The 14,074-nt window shown below is 69.4% G+C and carries 19 protein-coding genes; 13 read left to right on the forward strand and 6 right to left on the reverse strand.

Going from position 1 to position 14,074, the window contains the following annotated elements:
* The first annotated feature begins 107 nt into the window (after positions 1-107).
* From G9C83_RS05040 to G9C83_RS05080, 9 genes are all read left to right on the forward strand, one after another.
* Entirely contained in the window at positions 108-542 is a 435-nt protein-coding gene (locus G9C83_RS05040) for a hypothetical protein (protein WP_167245011.1), read from the forward strand.
* Positions 543-582: 40 nt separating this feature from the next.
* On the forward strand, positions 583-1,452 hold the full coding sequence (locus G9C83_RS05045; RefSeq protein WP_167245012.1) for a hypothetical protein: 870 nt from the start codon (positions 583-585) through the stop codon (positions 1,450-1,452).
* 85 nt (positions 1,453-1,537) lie between these two features.
* Positions 1,538-2,242: a plastocyanin/azurin family copper-binding protein gene (locus G9C83_RS05050; protein ID WP_167245013.1), complete on the forward strand. Its 705-nt coding sequence runs from the start codon at positions 1,538-1,540 to the stop codon at positions 2,240-2,242.
* 1 nt (position 2,243) lies between these two features.
* A complete protein-coding gene (locus G9C83_RS05055; RefSeq protein ID WP_167245014.1) occupies positions 2,244-2,630 on the forward strand; it encodes a hypothetical protein in 387 nt (128 codons plus the stop codon).
* 2 nt (positions 2,631-2,632) lie between these two features.
* On the forward strand, positions 2,633-3,466 hold the full coding sequence (locus tag G9C83_RS05060; RefSeq protein WP_167245015.1) for a Rieske 2Fe-2S domain-containing protein: 834 nt from the start codon (positions 2,633-2,635) through the stop codon (positions 3,464-3,466).
* Positions 3,467-4,279 carry a cytochrome bc complex cytochrome b subunit gene (locus G9C83_RS05065; RefSeq protein ID WP_167245016.1) on the forward strand — a complete coding sequence of 271 codons (813 nt, stop codon included), beginning with the start codon at positions 3,467-3,469 and terminating at the stop codon, positions 4,277-4,279. It begins immediately after the preceding gene.
* 4 nt (positions 4,280-4,283) lie between these two features.
* Complete coding sequence (locus G9C83_RS05070; RefSeq protein WP_167245017.1) at positions 4,284-5,045, forward strand: cytochrome bc complex cytochrome b subunit; 762 nt, start codon at positions 4,284-4,286, stop codon at positions 5,043-5,045.
* Between the two features lie 123 nt (positions 5,046-5,168).
* Positions 5,169-5,462: a hypothetical protein gene (locus G9C83_RS05075; protein WP_167245018.1), complete on the forward strand. Its 294-nt coding sequence runs from the start codon at positions 5,169-5,171 to the stop codon at positions 5,460-5,462.
* Complete coding sequence (locus tag G9C83_RS05080; protein ID WP_167245019.1) at positions 5,455-5,715, forward strand: hypothetical protein; 261 nt, start codon at positions 5,455-5,457, stop codon at positions 5,713-5,715. The genes G9C83_RS05075 and G9C83_RS05080 overlap by 8 nt, the downstream gene beginning before the upstream one ends.
* Positions 5,716-5,883: 168 nt before the next feature.
* Here the strand turns inward: G9C83_RS05080 and G9C83_RS05085 are convergent, their stop codons facing one another.
* From G9C83_RS05085 to G9C83_RS05100, 4 genes are all read right to left on the reverse strand, one after another.
* Positions 5,884-6,324: a hypothetical protein gene (locus G9C83_RS05085; protein WP_167245020.1), complete on the reverse strand. Its 441-nt coding sequence runs from the start codon at positions 6,322-6,324 to the stop codon at positions 5,884-5,886.
* A gap of 45 nt (positions 6,325-6,369) precedes the next feature.
* Complete coding sequence (locus G9C83_RS16255; protein ID WP_167245021.1) at positions 6,370-7,158, reverse strand: NAD(+)/NADH kinase; 789 nt, start codon at positions 7,156-7,158, stop codon at positions 6,370-6,372.
* A gap of 81 nt (positions 7,159-7,239) precedes the next feature.
* Positions 7,240-8,541 carry a M28 family metallopeptidase gene (locus G9C83_RS05095; RefSeq protein ID WP_167245022.1) on the reverse strand — a complete coding sequence of 434 codons (1,302 nt, stop codon included), beginning with the start codon at positions 8,539-8,541 and terminating at the stop codon, positions 7,240-7,242.
* Positions 8,542-8,625: 84 nt separating this feature from the next.
* Entirely contained in the window at positions 8,626-8,883 is a 258-nt protein-coding gene (locus G9C83_RS05100) for an MTH865 family protein (protein WP_167245023.1), read from the reverse strand.
* Between the two features lie 81 nt (positions 8,884-8,964).
* On the opposite strand from G9C83_RS05100, the gene G9C83_RS05105 reads away from it, so the two are divergent.
* A complete protein-coding gene (locus tag G9C83_RS05105; RefSeq protein ID WP_347877776.1) occupies positions 8,965-9,699 on the forward strand; it encodes a GNAT family N-acetyltransferase in 735 nt (244 codons plus the stop codon).
* 69 nt (positions 9,700-9,768) lie between these two features.
* The gene (locus G9C83_RS05110) at positions 9,769-10,314 is read left to right on the forward strand and encodes a plastocyanin/azurin family copper-binding protein (RefSeq protein ID WP_167245024.1); all 546 of its coding nucleotides are present in this window, start codon (positions 9,769-9,771) and stop codon (positions 10,312-10,314) included.
* 6 nt (positions 10,315-10,320) lie between these two features.
* Here the strand turns inward: G9C83_RS05110 and G9C83_RS05115 are convergent, their stop codons facing one another.
* Positions 10,321-11,400, reverse strand: coding sequence for a Gfo/Idh/MocA family oxidoreductase (locus G9C83_RS05115; RefSeq protein ID WP_167245689.1), 1,080 nt, complete (start codon positions 11,398-11,400; stop codon positions 10,321-10,323).
* A gap of 106 nt (positions 11,401-11,506) precedes the next feature.
* Entirely contained in the window at positions 11,507-11,998 is a 492-nt protein-coding gene (locus G9C83_RS05120; protein ID WP_167245025.1) for an SRPBCC family protein, read from the reverse strand.
* 88 nt (positions 11,999-12,086) lie between these two features.
* On the opposite strand from G9C83_RS05120, the gene G9C83_RS05125 reads away from it, so the two are divergent.
* A complete protein-coding gene (locus tag G9C83_RS05125; protein ID WP_167245026.1) occupies positions 12,087-12,806 on the forward strand; it encodes an NAD(P)/FAD-dependent oxidoreductase in 720 nt (239 codons plus the stop codon).
* 38 nt (positions 12,807-12,844) lie between these two features.
* The gene (gene coaBC / locus G9C83_RS05130; protein ID WP_167245027.1) at positions 12,845-13,996 is read left to right on the forward strand and encodes a bifunctional phosphopantothenoylcysteine decarboxylase/phosphopantothenate--cysteine ligase CoaBC; all 1,152 of its coding nucleotides are present in this window, start codon (positions 12,845-12,847) and stop codon (positions 13,994-13,996) included.
* Positions 13,997-14,074: the final 78 nt, after the last annotated feature.

Consider the following 14,074-nt stretch of genomic DNA (forward strand, 5'->3'; position numbering starts at 1 on the left):
CTTCTCCCGGACGGCGAAAACGTCGCGACGACCACACCGCCGAGCAAGCAGCTGTCGACGTTTCAGCCTGCACAAGACGTTTACCGGCTTCTCGCGCAGACCGAGGTATGTCTCCGACGCGCATCGCGGCCGTCGCCCTCCTCGTCGCCGTCGCGGGCTGTACCGGCCTCGCACCGCCTGACGGTGCGGGGACGACCGTACCCGCGACCGCACCGACCACCGAAGAGCCGACCGCCGAGACGACCCAGCCGCACACCGGCGTCGGCACTTCCCACGCGCCTGACCACCTGACCGTGCGCGCTGGCGCGGGCGTCGAGAACGTCACTGTGACGCTGGCGCCCGACGGAGACGACGGGACCCACGGGGTTCCGGCTGGCCGCGAGGTCGACCTCACGCGCGAGGTTCACGACCGCGGCCACGACGTCCACGTCGTCGTCGAGCGCGGCGGCGAAGTCGTCTACGAGGCGGATGTCCTCGGGTACGAGTACCACAGGGTGACCGTCGACCAGAACGACACCGACGTCACGATGTCTGTCGTGTAGGTCGGAAGCGTTTACCCGCTTCGCGCGCAACGCCGACGTGATGACAGACTCCAACGCCGGCGGGGACGAGCCGTCCGCGCCGGACGAGGAGCCCGACGCCGAGACGCCGGCGGAACTCCGCGAGCAGGTCGAGTCGGAGTACGACTTCGAGGAGTTCGGCCCGCGCGAGATGGCCGAGATGTCCGCCGAGGAGTGGGACGCCGCCTTCGACCCCGACACGTGGATCACGGGCGAGCGGCTGCTCGACCGCGTCGAGGACGACCTCCGGCACCGCGTCGCCACTCGGGACGTGTTCGCGGTCGTCGAGCGCGACAGCATCGACGGCGAACCGGTCGTGCTCGCGTACTCCGACGAGGGGTACGCGGTCGTCTACGCCGACGGTACCGTCGAGGGCCGCGGCACCGTCCTCCGGGACGTGAAGCCGACGGTCGCGCTCTGCTCGATGGACGACTACGACGTCCCGGACGCCCCCGAGAGCGCGGGCCTCCCGGACCCCCAGGAGGTCCCCGAGGGGAGCGGCGGCCTCGGTACGACGCTGCTCCAGTACATCGGCCTCGCGCAGGTCGTCGTCGGCGTCGTCCTCTTCCTCTCGCCGTTCGTGTACGACCCGCTCGTGCGCACGTGCGACCCGGTCGCTCCGGGGTCGACCGCGCGCGCCTGCTCGATTGGTGGGACGGCCCTGGAGCTGTACCCGCTCGGCGACTCCGCCATCATCGCCGCCATCGCTGGCGTCGGGTTCGTGCTGTTCGGGGCGCTGATGCTGGTCGTCGTCGCGAACGCCCGGCTGTCCGACCGCTTCCGCTCCGAGGAGTTCCGCAACCGCCTGCGCTCGGCCGGACTCGGCGACGGCGAGCGACCGTCGTTCGTGCCCGAGACGGACAGCCGCCGGGACCGCTCGGACGGCCCCTGAACGCCGTCTGAGCCCCGGTACCGCGGGTCTCCTCCCGGACAGCCATCGGTGGGTTTATGCGGATGCCATCCTGATTCAGGACTGTATGAAGAGGCGGGACTTTCTGAAGATTGCGACCGGTTCGGCCGGCGGCGCTGCAGCCATCGGCGCAGCCGGCGCTCGGTCGTCCTCCACGTCCGCCGCCGTCCAGGAGGGCGAAGGGAACAACACGACCTCCGGGAACGGCACCGCCGAGAACGGGACTGCACAGAACGGCACGGAGCAGTCCGGCGACGGCGAGGGCGAGAGCGGGGACGGTGAACTCCCGGGCGCTGGGACGACGAAGACCGTCACGGTCGGTCCCGGCGGAAACAACGTCTTCGAACCCGAGACCGTCTACATCCAGCCGGGAGCGACGGTCGAGTGGGTCTGGGACTCCGACGGCCACAACGTCGCACCCGACGGCATCCCGGACGGCGCCAGCTGGGAGGGCCACGAGCCCATCGAGAACAGCGGGTTCGAGTACAGCCACACGTTCGAGGGGCCGACCGGCGAGTACAACTACGTCTGCACGCCGCACGCCCAACTCGGCATGGTTGGTACTGTGGTCGTCAACGAGAGCGGACAGGCACCCAGTGGCGGAGGCGAAGGCGGCGCAGCCGGGCCCGACCCCCACGACATGGGGGTTCCGTTCCACCCGCACTTCGTGGGCATCGCGACCATCCTGATGATGCTCGTCTCGCTCGTCTACACGTTCTTCGTCCTCAAGTACGGCGAATCGTCGAACGCGAGCGCACCCAACAAGCAATAATATGTCCTCGAAAGGCTCCAACTACGGCGACATCCACCGGTACGAGCCCGCGCGCGAGAGCACGGCGGCCGCGATCGCCATCGTGTTGCTGACGCTCGTGGAGATCGCGTTCGTGGCGGTGTTCGCGTACGGCCTCATCACCGGCTGGGGCGTCGACCCCGTCGGGAACATGTACCTCGGGTTCCTCCTCGCGGCGATCTTCATCGACCTCTCGTTCGTCCTCCTCCTCTACCGCAAGGAGTTCCTGCCGGACGTGATGATCGTGAAGAAGCGCCGCCGCAAGTGGGAGGACCTCTACGTCCGCGAGGACCAGGCCGACGGCGTCTCCGCGGTCGGCGACGTGGCTGAACAGTTCAAGAAGGCAGTTTACCCCTACTACAAGAAGTAACAATGTCTGACAAGTACCCAGAGAGTTCGGGACGCCGCCGGTTCGTCAAAGGCGTCGTCGGCAGTGCGGGCGTCGCCGGCATCGGCACTGCCGGCGTCGCCAGCATCGACATGGTCACCAACCAGTCGGGGTCCGGCGGCGGCCAGACGACGTACTTCGGCGTCGAGAACACCGGCGGGCCGGCCCCGCGTGCGATGCCGATGGTCCCCATCGAAATCGACGACGAGGGGTACCTCCGCGGCGTCTACCCCGAAATCCAGGAAGTCGAACAGCAGGGCCAGACCGTCGAGGTCGCCCGCGAAGACCTCGGCGGCATCACGTACGCCACGGACTGGTTCCAGTACTGCGGCATTCAGGACTACCAGGGCCTCCAGCCGAGCTACGACGGCGACAACTACTTCCGGTACGCCGGCGGCGCCAGCTCCTACGACTGGCAGCCGTCCTCGGGCCAGGTCCACGTCGACGACTTCTCCGACTACGACACGTGGGAGAACGACTACGGCGAGGGCGCCATCGGGAAGCCGGCGTCGGTCACGTGGCGCTCCCAGGACACCGACAACTCGATTCCGGTGCAGGTCATCCGGAGCACGCTCCTTGAGGACGCCGTCGCGAACGCCGACGGCGAGGTCGGCGACTGGCTGGACGCGGCGACCACGGACGGCTTCATGGCGTTCCTCAACAAGTGCACGCACTACTGCTGTGTCCCCGGCTACCGAACCTCGAACTACGAGGGTGCCGGCGACAAGATTTACTGCGCGTGCCACCAATCTGTGTACGACCCGTACAGCATCGTCAAGCGCAGCTTCACGGCGTACCCGCGCCCGGAGGACGGATAGATGAGCGTCGAACGCAAGGACGACCACGACCACGACGCGTGGCTGGAGGAGAAAGACCTCACGCCCATCGAGCAGACGTTCCTCACGACGCTCGTCTGGCTCGACAAGCGGCTGCGGCTCGTCGACTACCTCGAGCTGCTGGAGTCGCTTTACTACCGGGTCAACCTCCAGATGCCGAAGAGCCACACCGAGCAGTACAACCTCGACAACAAGTTCTGGTACTGGTACCCGCTGTACTCGCTGGGGTTCTTCTCGACGGTGGCGTACATCGTCGCGGCGATATCCGGCGCGTTACTCGGGTTCTACTACTCGCCGTCGACGGCCGCCGGCGCCGTCGACATCGAGGGTGCGACGGTCGCGTACAGCACCATCACCGTCATCATGACCGAGTTGAACTTCGGGTTCTTCATGCGGTCGCTCCACCGGTGGGCGGCGCAGGTGATGACCGCCGCGGTGTTCCTCCACATGCTGCGCGTCTACTTCACGGGCGCGTACAAGGAGCCCCGCGAGGTCAACTGGATCATCGGCATCATCCTGCTCAGCCTCACGATGGTCTTCGGGTACACTGGCTACCTGCTCCCGTGGGACCAGCTCGCGTACTGGGCCGGCCAGATTGGCGTCGAGATGGCGCTCTCGATTCCGCTCATCGGCGAATGGGTCGCACAGCTCGTGTTCGGTGGCTTCTCGCTCGGCCAGCCGACACTCCAACGCATGTACATCATCCACGTGTTCCTGCTCCCGTTCGTGGTGACGACGGTCATCGCCATCCACCTCGGACTGGTCTGGATGCAGGGCATCGCGGAACCCCACTAGAACAATGGCAGACGAACCCAACGACGACGCGGCGCGCACCGACGGCACGGGCATCGTTCCGCCGGACGACGAGACGCCGACGTGGCGCGAACGCAAGGAACGCACCACGGGGCTCTCCCGGCTGACGTACGAGTACTTCGAGCGCTCCCGGCGCGAGGACCAGGACCTCCGCGAGGAGTCCGACTACGTGGAACGCGACGTGCTCGCGTTCCCCGTCTGGCCTCACGAGCTCATCCGGAACCTCGCGCTCACGAGCTTCTTCGTCGGGATGATCTTCTTCCTGGCGGCGACGCTGCCGCCCCACCTGGGGGCGCCGGCGAACCCGAGCCAGACGCCGAGTATCATCCTGCCGGACTGGTACCTCTACTGGTCGTTCGGCCTGCTGAAGCTCGGTCCGCTGAACCCCGACCTCGCCATCCTCGGCGGGGACAAACTGATGGCCGACCGCACGTACGGCGTGCTCGCGAACGTCGTGGTAGTCGGGTTCATCGCCATCGTGCCGTTCCTCAACAAGGGGAGCGCGCGCCGTCCCGTCGAGCAGCCGTTCTGGGCGGCCGTCGGCGTCATGGGCGTCGTCTTCGCGGTGCTCATCAGCGCGCTGTCCATCAAGAACCTCACCCCCATCGACCCGCACCTGCTGTTCGACCTGACGTTCCTCGTCCCGCCGGTCGCGGGCGGTATCGCGTACGCGATATTCAAGACGATGCGCGAGGGGTACATGTACGACCTCAACCGCCGGTACTACAAGCTCCGCCCGCCGAAGTAACCGGTTTCTCGTCCCGCCTCGACGCCGCTCTTCGCTCGTTTTGCTCTCCTCCGTTCACCTACCCGGCGCCGCCGCTCGTGTCGACCGCGAGAGTGAAGTGTCGGCCGGACGTTCCTCCGACTAATGGGTGACGACGAACGCGGCCGGGAGGTGGTCGTGCCCGACCGGCTGTACAAGTCAGTGACCGTCTTCTCCACGCTGTTCGCCATCGTCGCCGTCGTCCTCGGGTTCGTCTCGCTGGACTCGGCGACGAACGCGGGCCGCGCTGCGCCGAGCGAGGTGAACGTCGTGCTCGCCGTCCTCGGCGTCGGGCTCATCGCAGCGGGCGGTCTCGTGTACGCGTTCTCCTCGCGGTTCCGCGCCAGCGGAATGGCAAAGGATAAAGACAGCGGCGACGAACCTTCAGATAATGGCTGACGAGTTCGCGAAAGGGCTCGGCCTGTTGACGGGCGCGGGCCTCATCTGGATGGTGCTTGCGGGCTGGTACAAGACGCCGAGTTTCACCGGTGCACAGCTCACGGGCGCGCCGCCGAGCGACCTCTCGATGCTCGGCGAGCTCGCGGTGATACTGCTCGAGTCGATGTTCTGGCTGGCGGTCTTCGGCGCCATCCTGTTCTGGGTCGGCGTGCCGCTCGGCCGCGAGGCGTACGCGCGAGTGTCCGGCGAGTAACCGGCGACCGTTCTTCTTCCGCCCGAGTCACCAGCGGTAGCGCGCTCGATTCGACAGCGAGTGCTCCGCGTCTCGGTCGGCAGTCGGGCGGAGCGACGGCGAGAACAGCGGGGGTTCGACGTCGACGCGTCGCTCGCTCGGAAGAGAACGCGAGAGGAGAGGGCCGCCTCAGACGACCTGCGCCCAGTACGGCTTGATGAGGAAGAACACCGAGAGGTAGGCGGCGTACAGGAACGTGAACGCCGCGGCGACGAGCGCGCCCTTCGGGGCTTCGAGGTCGTAGCCCTCGCGCGCTTCGACCTTGCGGGCTTCGACCTCGAAGAAGTCAGCGATGAACGTGCTGAGCACGAGAATGGACAGCACCATCCCGCTGTGGTGGTGCAGGGTCAGGTAGTAGAAGCTCAGCAGGACGAGCCCCCACGTCGTGAACGCGTGGAACGGGTGCCAGGAGATGGCGTCCGCGCCGTCCTCGGCCTGCTGCTCGTGGGCAGCGTGGGCGACGCGCCGGCTGACGAAGTTCAACACGACCATGAGCAACACGACGTACTCGATGTAGGGCGCGAGTATCGCGTCGAGTGGCCCGAAGAGCGTGACCGATGGAACTGCCATAGGCGTTGCTCGGTCTGTCGCGGTATTATGTCTTTTCCAATGCGCTCACGCGAAACCCGCGGGTCGAGACGCCGCGACGACCGCGACTTCGAACGGGGCCCCCCAGTCGAGTTCGACGGGGACGCCGGGCTCGGCGAGTCCGTGCTCGCGACCGTCGACGAGTAGTGCGACGTCGGCGTCCTCGCGGACGACCTCCAGCGACGCCGGCGCGTCGAGCACCCACTGCGTGCGCTCGACGCGGAACGGTGAGATGGGGACGACTGCGAGCGCGCCGGCGTCCGCGGACAGCAGCGGCCCGCCGGCGTCCGCAGCGTACCCGTGGCTGCCCGCGGGCGTCGCGACGACGACGCCGTCCGCGCGCACCTCGTCCACGCTGCGGCCGCGCGTGGCGACCGCGTACTCGGAGATGCGCGCTGGTTCGTCGGTCACGAGCATCACGTCCGCGAGCGCGCGCACGTCCGCCTCGCCGGCGGTGACCGACAGCGTCGGCCGCTCGCGGACCTCGTAGTCGCCGGCCGCGAGCGCGGTGAGCGCGTCCGGGAGGTCGTCTCGTTCGACCCCACCGTACTCGCGGCCCGCGGCGACCGGGAGCACGGACGTGCTGCCGGGCCGCTCGGCGTGCTGCCCGCTCGTGGATGCGGACGCGGCGGTCTGGTGGACGCCGACACCGGCGGCGAGCGCGTCGAGGACCGCGGCCTCCCCGATGGCGGCGACGACGTCGACCGCGCTCTCGTCGAGCGCGGCCTCGCCGGTTACCGCCTCGCTGCCGGCGTCCCGTATCGCGTCCGCGGCGCCGTCCGCGCCGTCGCCGAGCACGCCGACGCGCGCGGTCACCGCGCCACCCCGCGCCGAGTCGTCTCGCTCATCGTCGGAACGCGGGGCCGGCAGTCGCAAAAAGGCTACGGGCTGGGCGCGTCAGTACGGCCAGTCGCCGGTGATCTTCATGCCCTCCGCGAGGTCCTCGGCTTCGAGGGCGGCGGCGACGTCGGCCTCGCTGGCGTGCGCGACGGCGAACCCGTCGTCGGCGAGTTCGACGGCGAGCGCCGTGAGCAGAATCGCCTGCTCGCGGAACGTCCGGGCCTCCAGCTTGTCGAGCGTGTCGGCGTGCGTGTGTCCCCAACCGCGGCCCGCGCCGTCGGTCTGGCTGGTGACGTGGTAGCCGGGGACGCCGTGCTGGACGTACTCCCAGTGGTCGGAGTGGGGCCCCATCTCGGGCGTGATGGAGACTGGATGGTCGAAGCGGTCGGCGACCTCGCGGACGGCGTCGCCGAGCGCGTCGAAGTGGTGCGTGTAGAACTCGAGCGTGCGCCCGGCGACGACGCCGTCGAGGTTCAGCACCGCGCGGACGTCGTCGCGGTCGCGGTTCGCGGCGTCGTACGCGGCTCCGACGAGGCCGACCTCTTCGGCGCCGAAGCAGACGAAGCGCACCTGCGTGTCGAGTTCGTCCTCGCGGTCGGCGAGCGCGTGCGCGAGCTCGACGACCATCGCCGTTCCCGCGCCGTTGTCCATCGCGCCCTCCGCGATGTCGTGGGCGTCGACGTGGCTCGTCACGAGCAGCTCCTCGTCCGTCTCCGGGCCGAGGGTCGCGTGGACGTTCTGGCTCGTCGCGTCTCCGACCTCGGCGCTCACGGAGACGCCGACCGTCTCCCCGTCGTACTTCCGGCCGAGGCGCGCGCCGACCTCCTTGGAGACGCCGACGGCGGGAACCTCGCCGAGCGGCTGCTCGCTGGTGCCCACGCTTCCCGTCGGCGGGAGCCGGCCTTCGACGTGATTCCGGTAGACGAACGCCGCGGCGCCAGCCTCGACGGCGTGGTAGTACTTCTCTCGCCGGTGGAGGTAGCGGTCGTACCAGCCCGGGACGTCGGAGGCCACCATCACCACTTTGCCGTCGAGGTCGGTCTCCTCGAAGTCGTTCGGGAGGCCGTAGCCGAGGTCGACGAACTCCCCGGCGACGTCGCCGTTCGGGCTGCGCGGCAGGGCGATGCACTCCTCGGCGCCGGCGGGCGTCTCGACGGCGCTGTCGCCGCGCGTCCAGCCCTGGATCTCGAACTCGTCGAGGGCGGCGTCCCCACAGGCCGCCGCGAGCGCGTCCCGCGTGGCTTCCGCGGCCTCGCGCTCGCCCGGCGTCCCCGCCATCCTGTCGCGGACGTCCACGAGGGCCTCGAGGTGGCGCCAGCCGGTGTCGCTGGTGAACACGTCGCCAATCCAGTCAGTCATGGTCGACCGGACGCCGACCACGCCGTAAGTCGTTTCGGAAGGAGAAATCGCAGCGGGGCGCGCGTGCAGCGCGCCGACTCTCGTTTACAGGTCGCCTTCGTCCTTCAGCCCCTCGATGACGTCGTCGACGAGGGACTCGGGGTCGTCGTAGGGGAACTCGGCGCGGCTGGAGAGCTTCGTCGCGAGCTCCATCGCCGTGAACGACTTGTCCCCGGCCTCGAACGTCGTCGACGGGCCGTTCGGGAGCGCGGGAACGAGGCCCATCTGGTTCTTCACGGGGTAGTCGGCGCCCGAGAACGCATCGAGGAGTTCCTGACGGAGTTCAGCTTCGACGTCTGCCATGTCTAAACGTGGACAGCCACTGGGCAAAAGGGTTCTGGAACCCTCGACGCCGTGCGGAGAGTTTCCTCGGTGGTTCCCGTGGTGGCCCGCCGCGACGCGACCCTCTGGGGCAGCGAGGAGTACGCGCTCCGCCGCTCGCCTTATCAACACCCCCACATCTTCGGCTCGCAGTTGAAGGGGACTCCGGCCGTCGGTTCGAGTATGACTCCGGACGCCCGCGAAACGGGCGCGTCCTGCAGCGCGTGGGACAACTCCCGCTGCGAGGGGACGGCGTACTGCCAGCCGCGCTGCCCGCGCGTCTTCGACGACGACGGCCGCGCCTACGTCGTGCGTCCGGTCGCCGACGGCGATCGAGAGCCGCTGCTCGACATGTACGACGTGATGGACCTGGCGTCGACGACGCTCGGCCTGCCGCCGCGGACCCGCGAGCGGACGGAGCGGTGGCTGGACGGCCTCGCGGGCGACGGCCTCGACCTCCTCGCCATCTCCGGGGACCGCGTTCTCGGGCACGTCGCCGCCGCGCCCGTGAGCGCCGACGACCGCGAACTCGTGGTGTTCGTCCACCCCGACGAGCGCGGCCGCGGCGTCGGCACCGAGCTCCTCAAGCAGCTCGTCGCGTACGCCGACGCTGACGGCTGCGAGTCGCTGGTCCTGACCGTCGACAGCGACAACGAGCGCGCCGTCCACGTCTACGACAACCTCGGGTTCGACGTCGCCGAGCGGCTGCGCCGCGAGCTCACGATGACACTCGACCTCGACGCGGCGATCGCCGAGCGCGTGCAGGCGCCCCCAGCCGAGCGCGCTGACGACGCCTGAGTCGGCACGCCGTCCTCCGGGGCGTTCCAAACCAAAGTATTCAGTACCCGGTACCCCCTAGCCCCGGGCATGAACTCCGATGCAGACGAGCGGGTGACGCGCCGCAGGTTCCTCCGCGCGGGCGCCGGCGCCGCAGCTGCGGGAGTCGCCGCGACCGGGACGGCCGCCGCACAGGAAGACGGCGGACCGACTGTCGTCACCGTCGGGCCGGGCGGCAGCAACGTCTTCGAGCCCGAGACGGCGTACGTCCAGCCGGGCGGTACCGTCCGCTGGGTGTGGGACAGCAGCGGCCACAACGTCGTCGCGGAGTCGACGCCGTCGGGCTCCGACTGGAGCGGCCACGAGCCCCTCGAAGACTCCGGCTTCGAGTACGAGCACACCTTCGAGACGGAGGGGACCTACGAGTACGTCTGCACGCCGCACGCCGCCCTCGGCATGGAGGGCGTCATCGAGGTCACGGAGAACCCGCCGGAGAACACCGGCTTCCAGTCCATCCTCCCGGACAGCGCGAAGAACCTCGCCGTCGCCGGCACCGGCACGATGGCGTCCGTGCTCGGCCTGACCTACCTCTTCATGCGGTACGGCGGCGACTACGAGGGCGACCTCGACGAGTAACGCTTCTCAGACCGTCACCCACTCGCGGCGGTCGTCGCTGCGCTCGACGGCGTCCAGCAGCCGCTGGGCCGCGAGGCCGTCCGCGAAGTCGGGCGCGAACTCGCCGTCGCCCACGATAGCGGACAGGAACTCGCTGTTCTCGTGGACGAACGTGTGCTCCCAGCCGAGCACGTGACCGGCCGGCCACCAGTGCTCGCCGTAGGGGTCGTCGTCGTCGGTGACGAGCACGCGCTCGAACCCGCGGCCGTCACCGCGGTGGACCTCCAGTTCGTTGAGCCGCTCCAGGTCGAAACGCACCGCGCCGTCGGAGCCGTCGATTTCGAACGTGTGCCCGTTCTTCCGGCCGGCCGCGTACCGCGTCGCCTCGAACGTCCCCATCGCGCCGTTCGCGAACTCCGCGTGCGCGGCGAACGCGTCGTCGACGGTGACTGGGCGCGGCTCGCTCTCGCCCTCGGGGACGCGCTCGTCGACGAACGTCTCGCGGTGGCCGCTGACGGCCTCGACGTCGCCGACGAGGAAGCGCGCGAGGTCGAAGCTGTGCGCGCCGAGGTCGCCGAGCGCGCCCGACCCTGCGGAGTCGGCGTCCAGCCGCCACGTCCACGGCGCGTCCGCGTCCGTCAGCCAGTCCTGGAGGTAGCGGAATCGCACGTGGCGTATCTCGCCGAGTGCGCCGTCTTCGACGAGCTGTTTGGCGTACTGAATCGCGGGCACGAACCGGTAGTTGAAGCCGGTGGCGGCGACGGCGTCGCTGTCGGCGGCCGCCTCAACCATCCGCTCGGCGCCCTCGACGGTCGGCGCGAGCGGCTTCTCGCAGAGCACGTGGACGCCCGCGTCGAGCGCCGCGACGGAGGGCTCCACGTGGACGCTGTTCGGGCCGAGGTTGTAGAAGACGTCCACGTCGTCGATTGCGTCCCGCCAGTCCGTCGCCACGCGGTCGAAGCCGAGGCGGTCGGCGGCCTCTCGGGCGGCCGTCTCGTTCCGGCCGACGAGCACGTCCAGCGAGACCTCGGGGGCGTCCGGGAAGAACTGCGGGAGCGTGCGGAGCGCGTTCGCGTGCGCGTCCCCCATGAACCCGTACCCGAGCATCCCTACCGAGAGCGGTTCGTCGGTCACTGCCCCGAGCACCTCCCCACACTTCCGTCGCGTCGTGTCATAGACGCGAGTTCACTCGCCGCCGGATAAACGTTGCCGGTCAGTAGGTTTCGACGTCGAGTTCGACCGGCCGGCGTTCGCCCTCCAGGTCGGCGACGACGCGCTCGACGACGCGCTCGCCCTCCTCGATTACCTTGTCGACGACCTTGTCGACCACCATCTCCAGCGACACGAGCGCGGGCAGGTTGAGTACGCCCTTCGCACTCCCCTTGTCGTACGTGACGACGAACGTCACCCGCGAGCCCTCGTCGGTCTCGGCGACCTCCCAGCGGCCGTGGGCGTCGATGCCGTCCACGAGCTCCCAGTCGATTCGCTCCGGTTCCTCGGTGTCGGTCACGCGCGAGCGGACCGTGTGCGACAGTTTCCACCACGCGAACGTCAGCTCGTACTCCGTGCCCGAGCCGCCCTCGCCGTGCTGGGTGACGGACTCCAGGTACTCGGAGTACTTGGCGTACCGCGGGAAGCCCGCGACGAACGCGTACGCTTCCTCGGGCGGCACGCGGACGTCCGTGCTCACTTCGACCGTGTTCACACCCCGCCTTCGACACACAGCGGGAAATGTCTACTGAGGCGACGGATGGACCGCGGCGTTTGTAACGGTCCGGCGCTAACCGCCGGCCATGACGGAGAACGTCGCCGTGGTCGGTGGCGGGCCCGCGGGCCTGACCGCCGCCATCTACACCGCACGCGCCGGCCTCGACACGACTGTCTACGACGCCGGCGAGCCGATTCTCGCGCGCAACGCCCACCTGGAGAACGTCCCCGGCTTCCCCGCGGGCGTGAACGCCCGGACGTTCCTCGACGCGACGCGCCAGCAGGCCGAGGAGGCGGGCGTGGAGTTCGTCGAGGCGAACGTCGAACGCGTCGAGGAGGCCGACGACGAATTCCGCGTCGAGACGGACGCCGCGGGCGCTGCCACCGCGGACTTCGTCGTCGCGGCGTCGTGGCCCGACATCACCTATCTCGACGGGTTCGAGCTGTCCCGCATCGACCGCGGGTCGAAGACGATGCTCGACGTCGACGAGTTCGGGCGCACGGACGTCGACGGCGTCTACGCCGCCGGCCGCGTCGCCCGGCAGTACCACCAGACCGTCGTCGCGGCCGGCCACGGCGCTACTGTGGGGCTCACGGTCGTCGAGGACAGCGACGTCGCGTTCTACCACGACTGGGTCGCCCCGGAGGGCTACTTCACAGGCCGCGACCGCGACGTGCCGCCGGGGTGCGAGGAGATCGACGAGGACGAACGCCGCGAGCGCGAGCGGGAGAGCCTCGAAGCGCTCGCCGCGCTCTCGCCCGCGGAGCCGCCGACGATGCACCCGAGCGTCGCGGACGACGACTGACCAGCCTATTTATAGTCGGGAGCGCGAACCCTCGGTGAATGCTCTCCGGAGTGAACGTCGCCCTCGGGGTCACGGGCAGCATCGCGGCGGTGAAGGTCGTGGAACTCGCCCACGAGCTCCGCCGCCGCGGCGCGAGCGTGCGGGCCGTGACGACCGAGAGCGCGCGGGGCATCGTCCATCCGTGGGCGGTCGAGTTCGCGACGGACAACCCCGTCGTCACCGAGATTACGGGTAGCGTCGAGCACGTCGAGCTCTGCGGCCGCGACGGCTGGGCGGACGTCTTCCTCGTCGCGCCGGCGACCGCGAACACGGTCGGGAAGATCGCGGGCGCGATCGACGACACGCCCGTGACGACGTGCGCGACGACCGCGCTCGGCGCCGACGTGCCCGTCGTAATCGCGCCCGCGATGCACGAGCCGATGTACGACCACCCCGGGGTTCTGGACGCCATCGAGCGCGTGGAGTCGTGGGGCGTCGACTTCGTCGACCCGCGCGTCGAGGAGGGGAAAGCGAAAATCGCGACCGAGGAAGCCATCGTCCTCGACACCGCGCGGGCCGCCGGCGAGACGCCGCTCGACGGCGAGCACGTGGTCGTCACTAGCGGCGCGACCAGCGAGCCGATCGACCCCGTGCGCGTGCTCACGAACCGCGCGTCGGGCCGGACGGGGCGCGCCATCGCCGCGGGCTGTTACGTCCGCGGTGCCGACGTCACGCTCGTCCACGACGGCGGCAACGTCCCGTACGCGGACACCGTCGAGGTCGAGACCGCCGAGGAGATGCTGGCGGCGACCCGGGAGGCGTGCGCTGACGCCGACGCCCTGGTTTCGGCGGCCGCCGTCAGCGACTACACCGTGGACGCCAGCGACGAGAAGATCCGCTCCGGGCAGGAGCTCACGCTCGACCTGGAGCCGACGCCGAAACTCATCGACGAACTCCGGGACGACCACCCCGACCTCCCCATCGTCGGGTTCAAGGCCGAGACCTCGGGGGACGACGCCGCGATGGTCGACGCCGCGCGCGAGACGCTCGAACGCGTCGACCTCTCGTTCGTCGTCGCGAACGACGCCAGCGTGATGGGCGACGCGGACACTCGCGTGCTGTTCGTCACCCGCGAGGACGCCACCGAGTTCGTCGGCAGCAAGCGCGCGCTCGGCCTGCGAATCGCCGACGACCTCGCCGCCCTCGACTGACAGCCACCGGACGGTTTCGCCGGTAGCACCACCGCAAACCGAAGGTATCATCATACGGCGAACCCACTCGCCGAACAC

The sequence above is a fragment of the Halobacterium sp. R2-5 genome, from assembly GCF_011734195.1.
In the GTDB taxonomy this organism is placed as follows: Archaea; Halobacteriota; Halobacteria; order Halobacteriales; family Halobacteriaceae; genus Halobacterium.

What these genes read in the sequence shown, in the direction of transcription:
- G9C83_RS05115 (WP_167245689.1), bottom strand. Translation starts at nt 11,400, where the DNA reads ATGCTCGGGTACGGGTTCATGGGGGACGCGCACGCGAACGCGCTCCGC.
- G9C83_RS05080 (WP_167245019.1), top strand. Translation starts at nt 5,455, where the DNA reads ATGGCTGACGAGTTCGCGAAAGGGCTCGGCCTGTTGACGGGCGCGGGC.
- G9C83_RS05110 (WP_167245024.1), top strand. Translation starts at nt 9,769, where the DNA reads ATGAACTCCGATGCAGACGAGCGGGTGACGCGCCGCAGGTTCCTCCGC.
- G9C83_RS05040 (WP_167245011.1), top strand. Translation starts at nt 108, where the DNA reads ATGTCTCCGACGCGCATCGCGGCCGTCGCCCTCCTCGTCGCCGTCGCG.
- G9C83_RS05095 (WP_167245022.1), bottom strand. Translation starts at nt 8,541, where the DNA reads ATGACTGACTGGATTGGCGACGTGTTCACCAGCGACACCGGCTGGCGC.
- G9C83_RS05045 (WP_167245012.1), top strand. Translation starts at nt 583, where the DNA reads ATGACAGACTCCAACGCCGGCGGGGACGAGCCGTCCGCGCCGGACGAG.
- G9C83_RS05060 (WP_167245015.1), top strand. Translation starts at nt 2,633, where the DNA reads ATGTCTGACAAGTACCCAGAGAGTTCGGGACGCCGCCGGTTCGTCAAA.
- G9C83_RS05125 (WP_167245026.1), top strand. Translation starts at nt 12,087, where the DNA reads ATGACGGAGAACGTCGCCGTGGTCGGTGGCGGGCCCGCGGGCCTGACC.
- G9C83_RS05100 (WP_167245023.1), bottom strand. Translation starts at nt 8,883, where the DNA reads ATGGCAGACGTCGAAGCTGAACTCCGTCAGGAACTCCTCGATGCGTTC.
- G9C83_RS05085 (WP_167245020.1), bottom strand. Translation starts at nt 6,324, where the DNA reads ATGGCAGTTCCATCGGTCACGCTCTTCGGGCCACTCGACGCGATACTC.
- G9C83_RS05070 (WP_167245017.1), top strand. Translation starts at nt 4,284, where the DNA reads ATGGCAGACGAACCCAACGACGACGCGGCGCGCACCGACGGCACGGGC.
- G9C83_RS05075 (WP_167245018.1), top strand. Translation starts at nt 5,169, where the DNA reads ATGGGTGACGACGAACGCGGCCGGGAGGTGGTCGTGCCCGACCGGCTG.
- G9C83_RS05065 (WP_167245016.1), top strand. Translation starts at nt 3,467, where the DNA reads ATGAGCGTCGAACGCAAGGACGACCACGACCACGACGCGTGGCTGGAG.
- G9C83_RS05055 (WP_167245014.1), top strand. Translation starts at nt 2,244, where the DNA reads ATGTCCTCGAAAGGCTCCAACTACGGCGACATCCACCGGTACGAGCCC.
- G9C83_RS05050 (WP_167245013.1), top strand. Translation starts at nt 1,538, where the DNA reads ATGAAGAGGCGGGACTTTCTGAAGATTGCGACCGGTTCGGCCGGCGGC.
- coaBC (WP_167245027.1), top strand. Translation starts at nt 12,845, where the DNA reads ATGCTCTCCGGAGTGAACGTCGCCCTCGGGGTCACGGGCAGCATCGCG.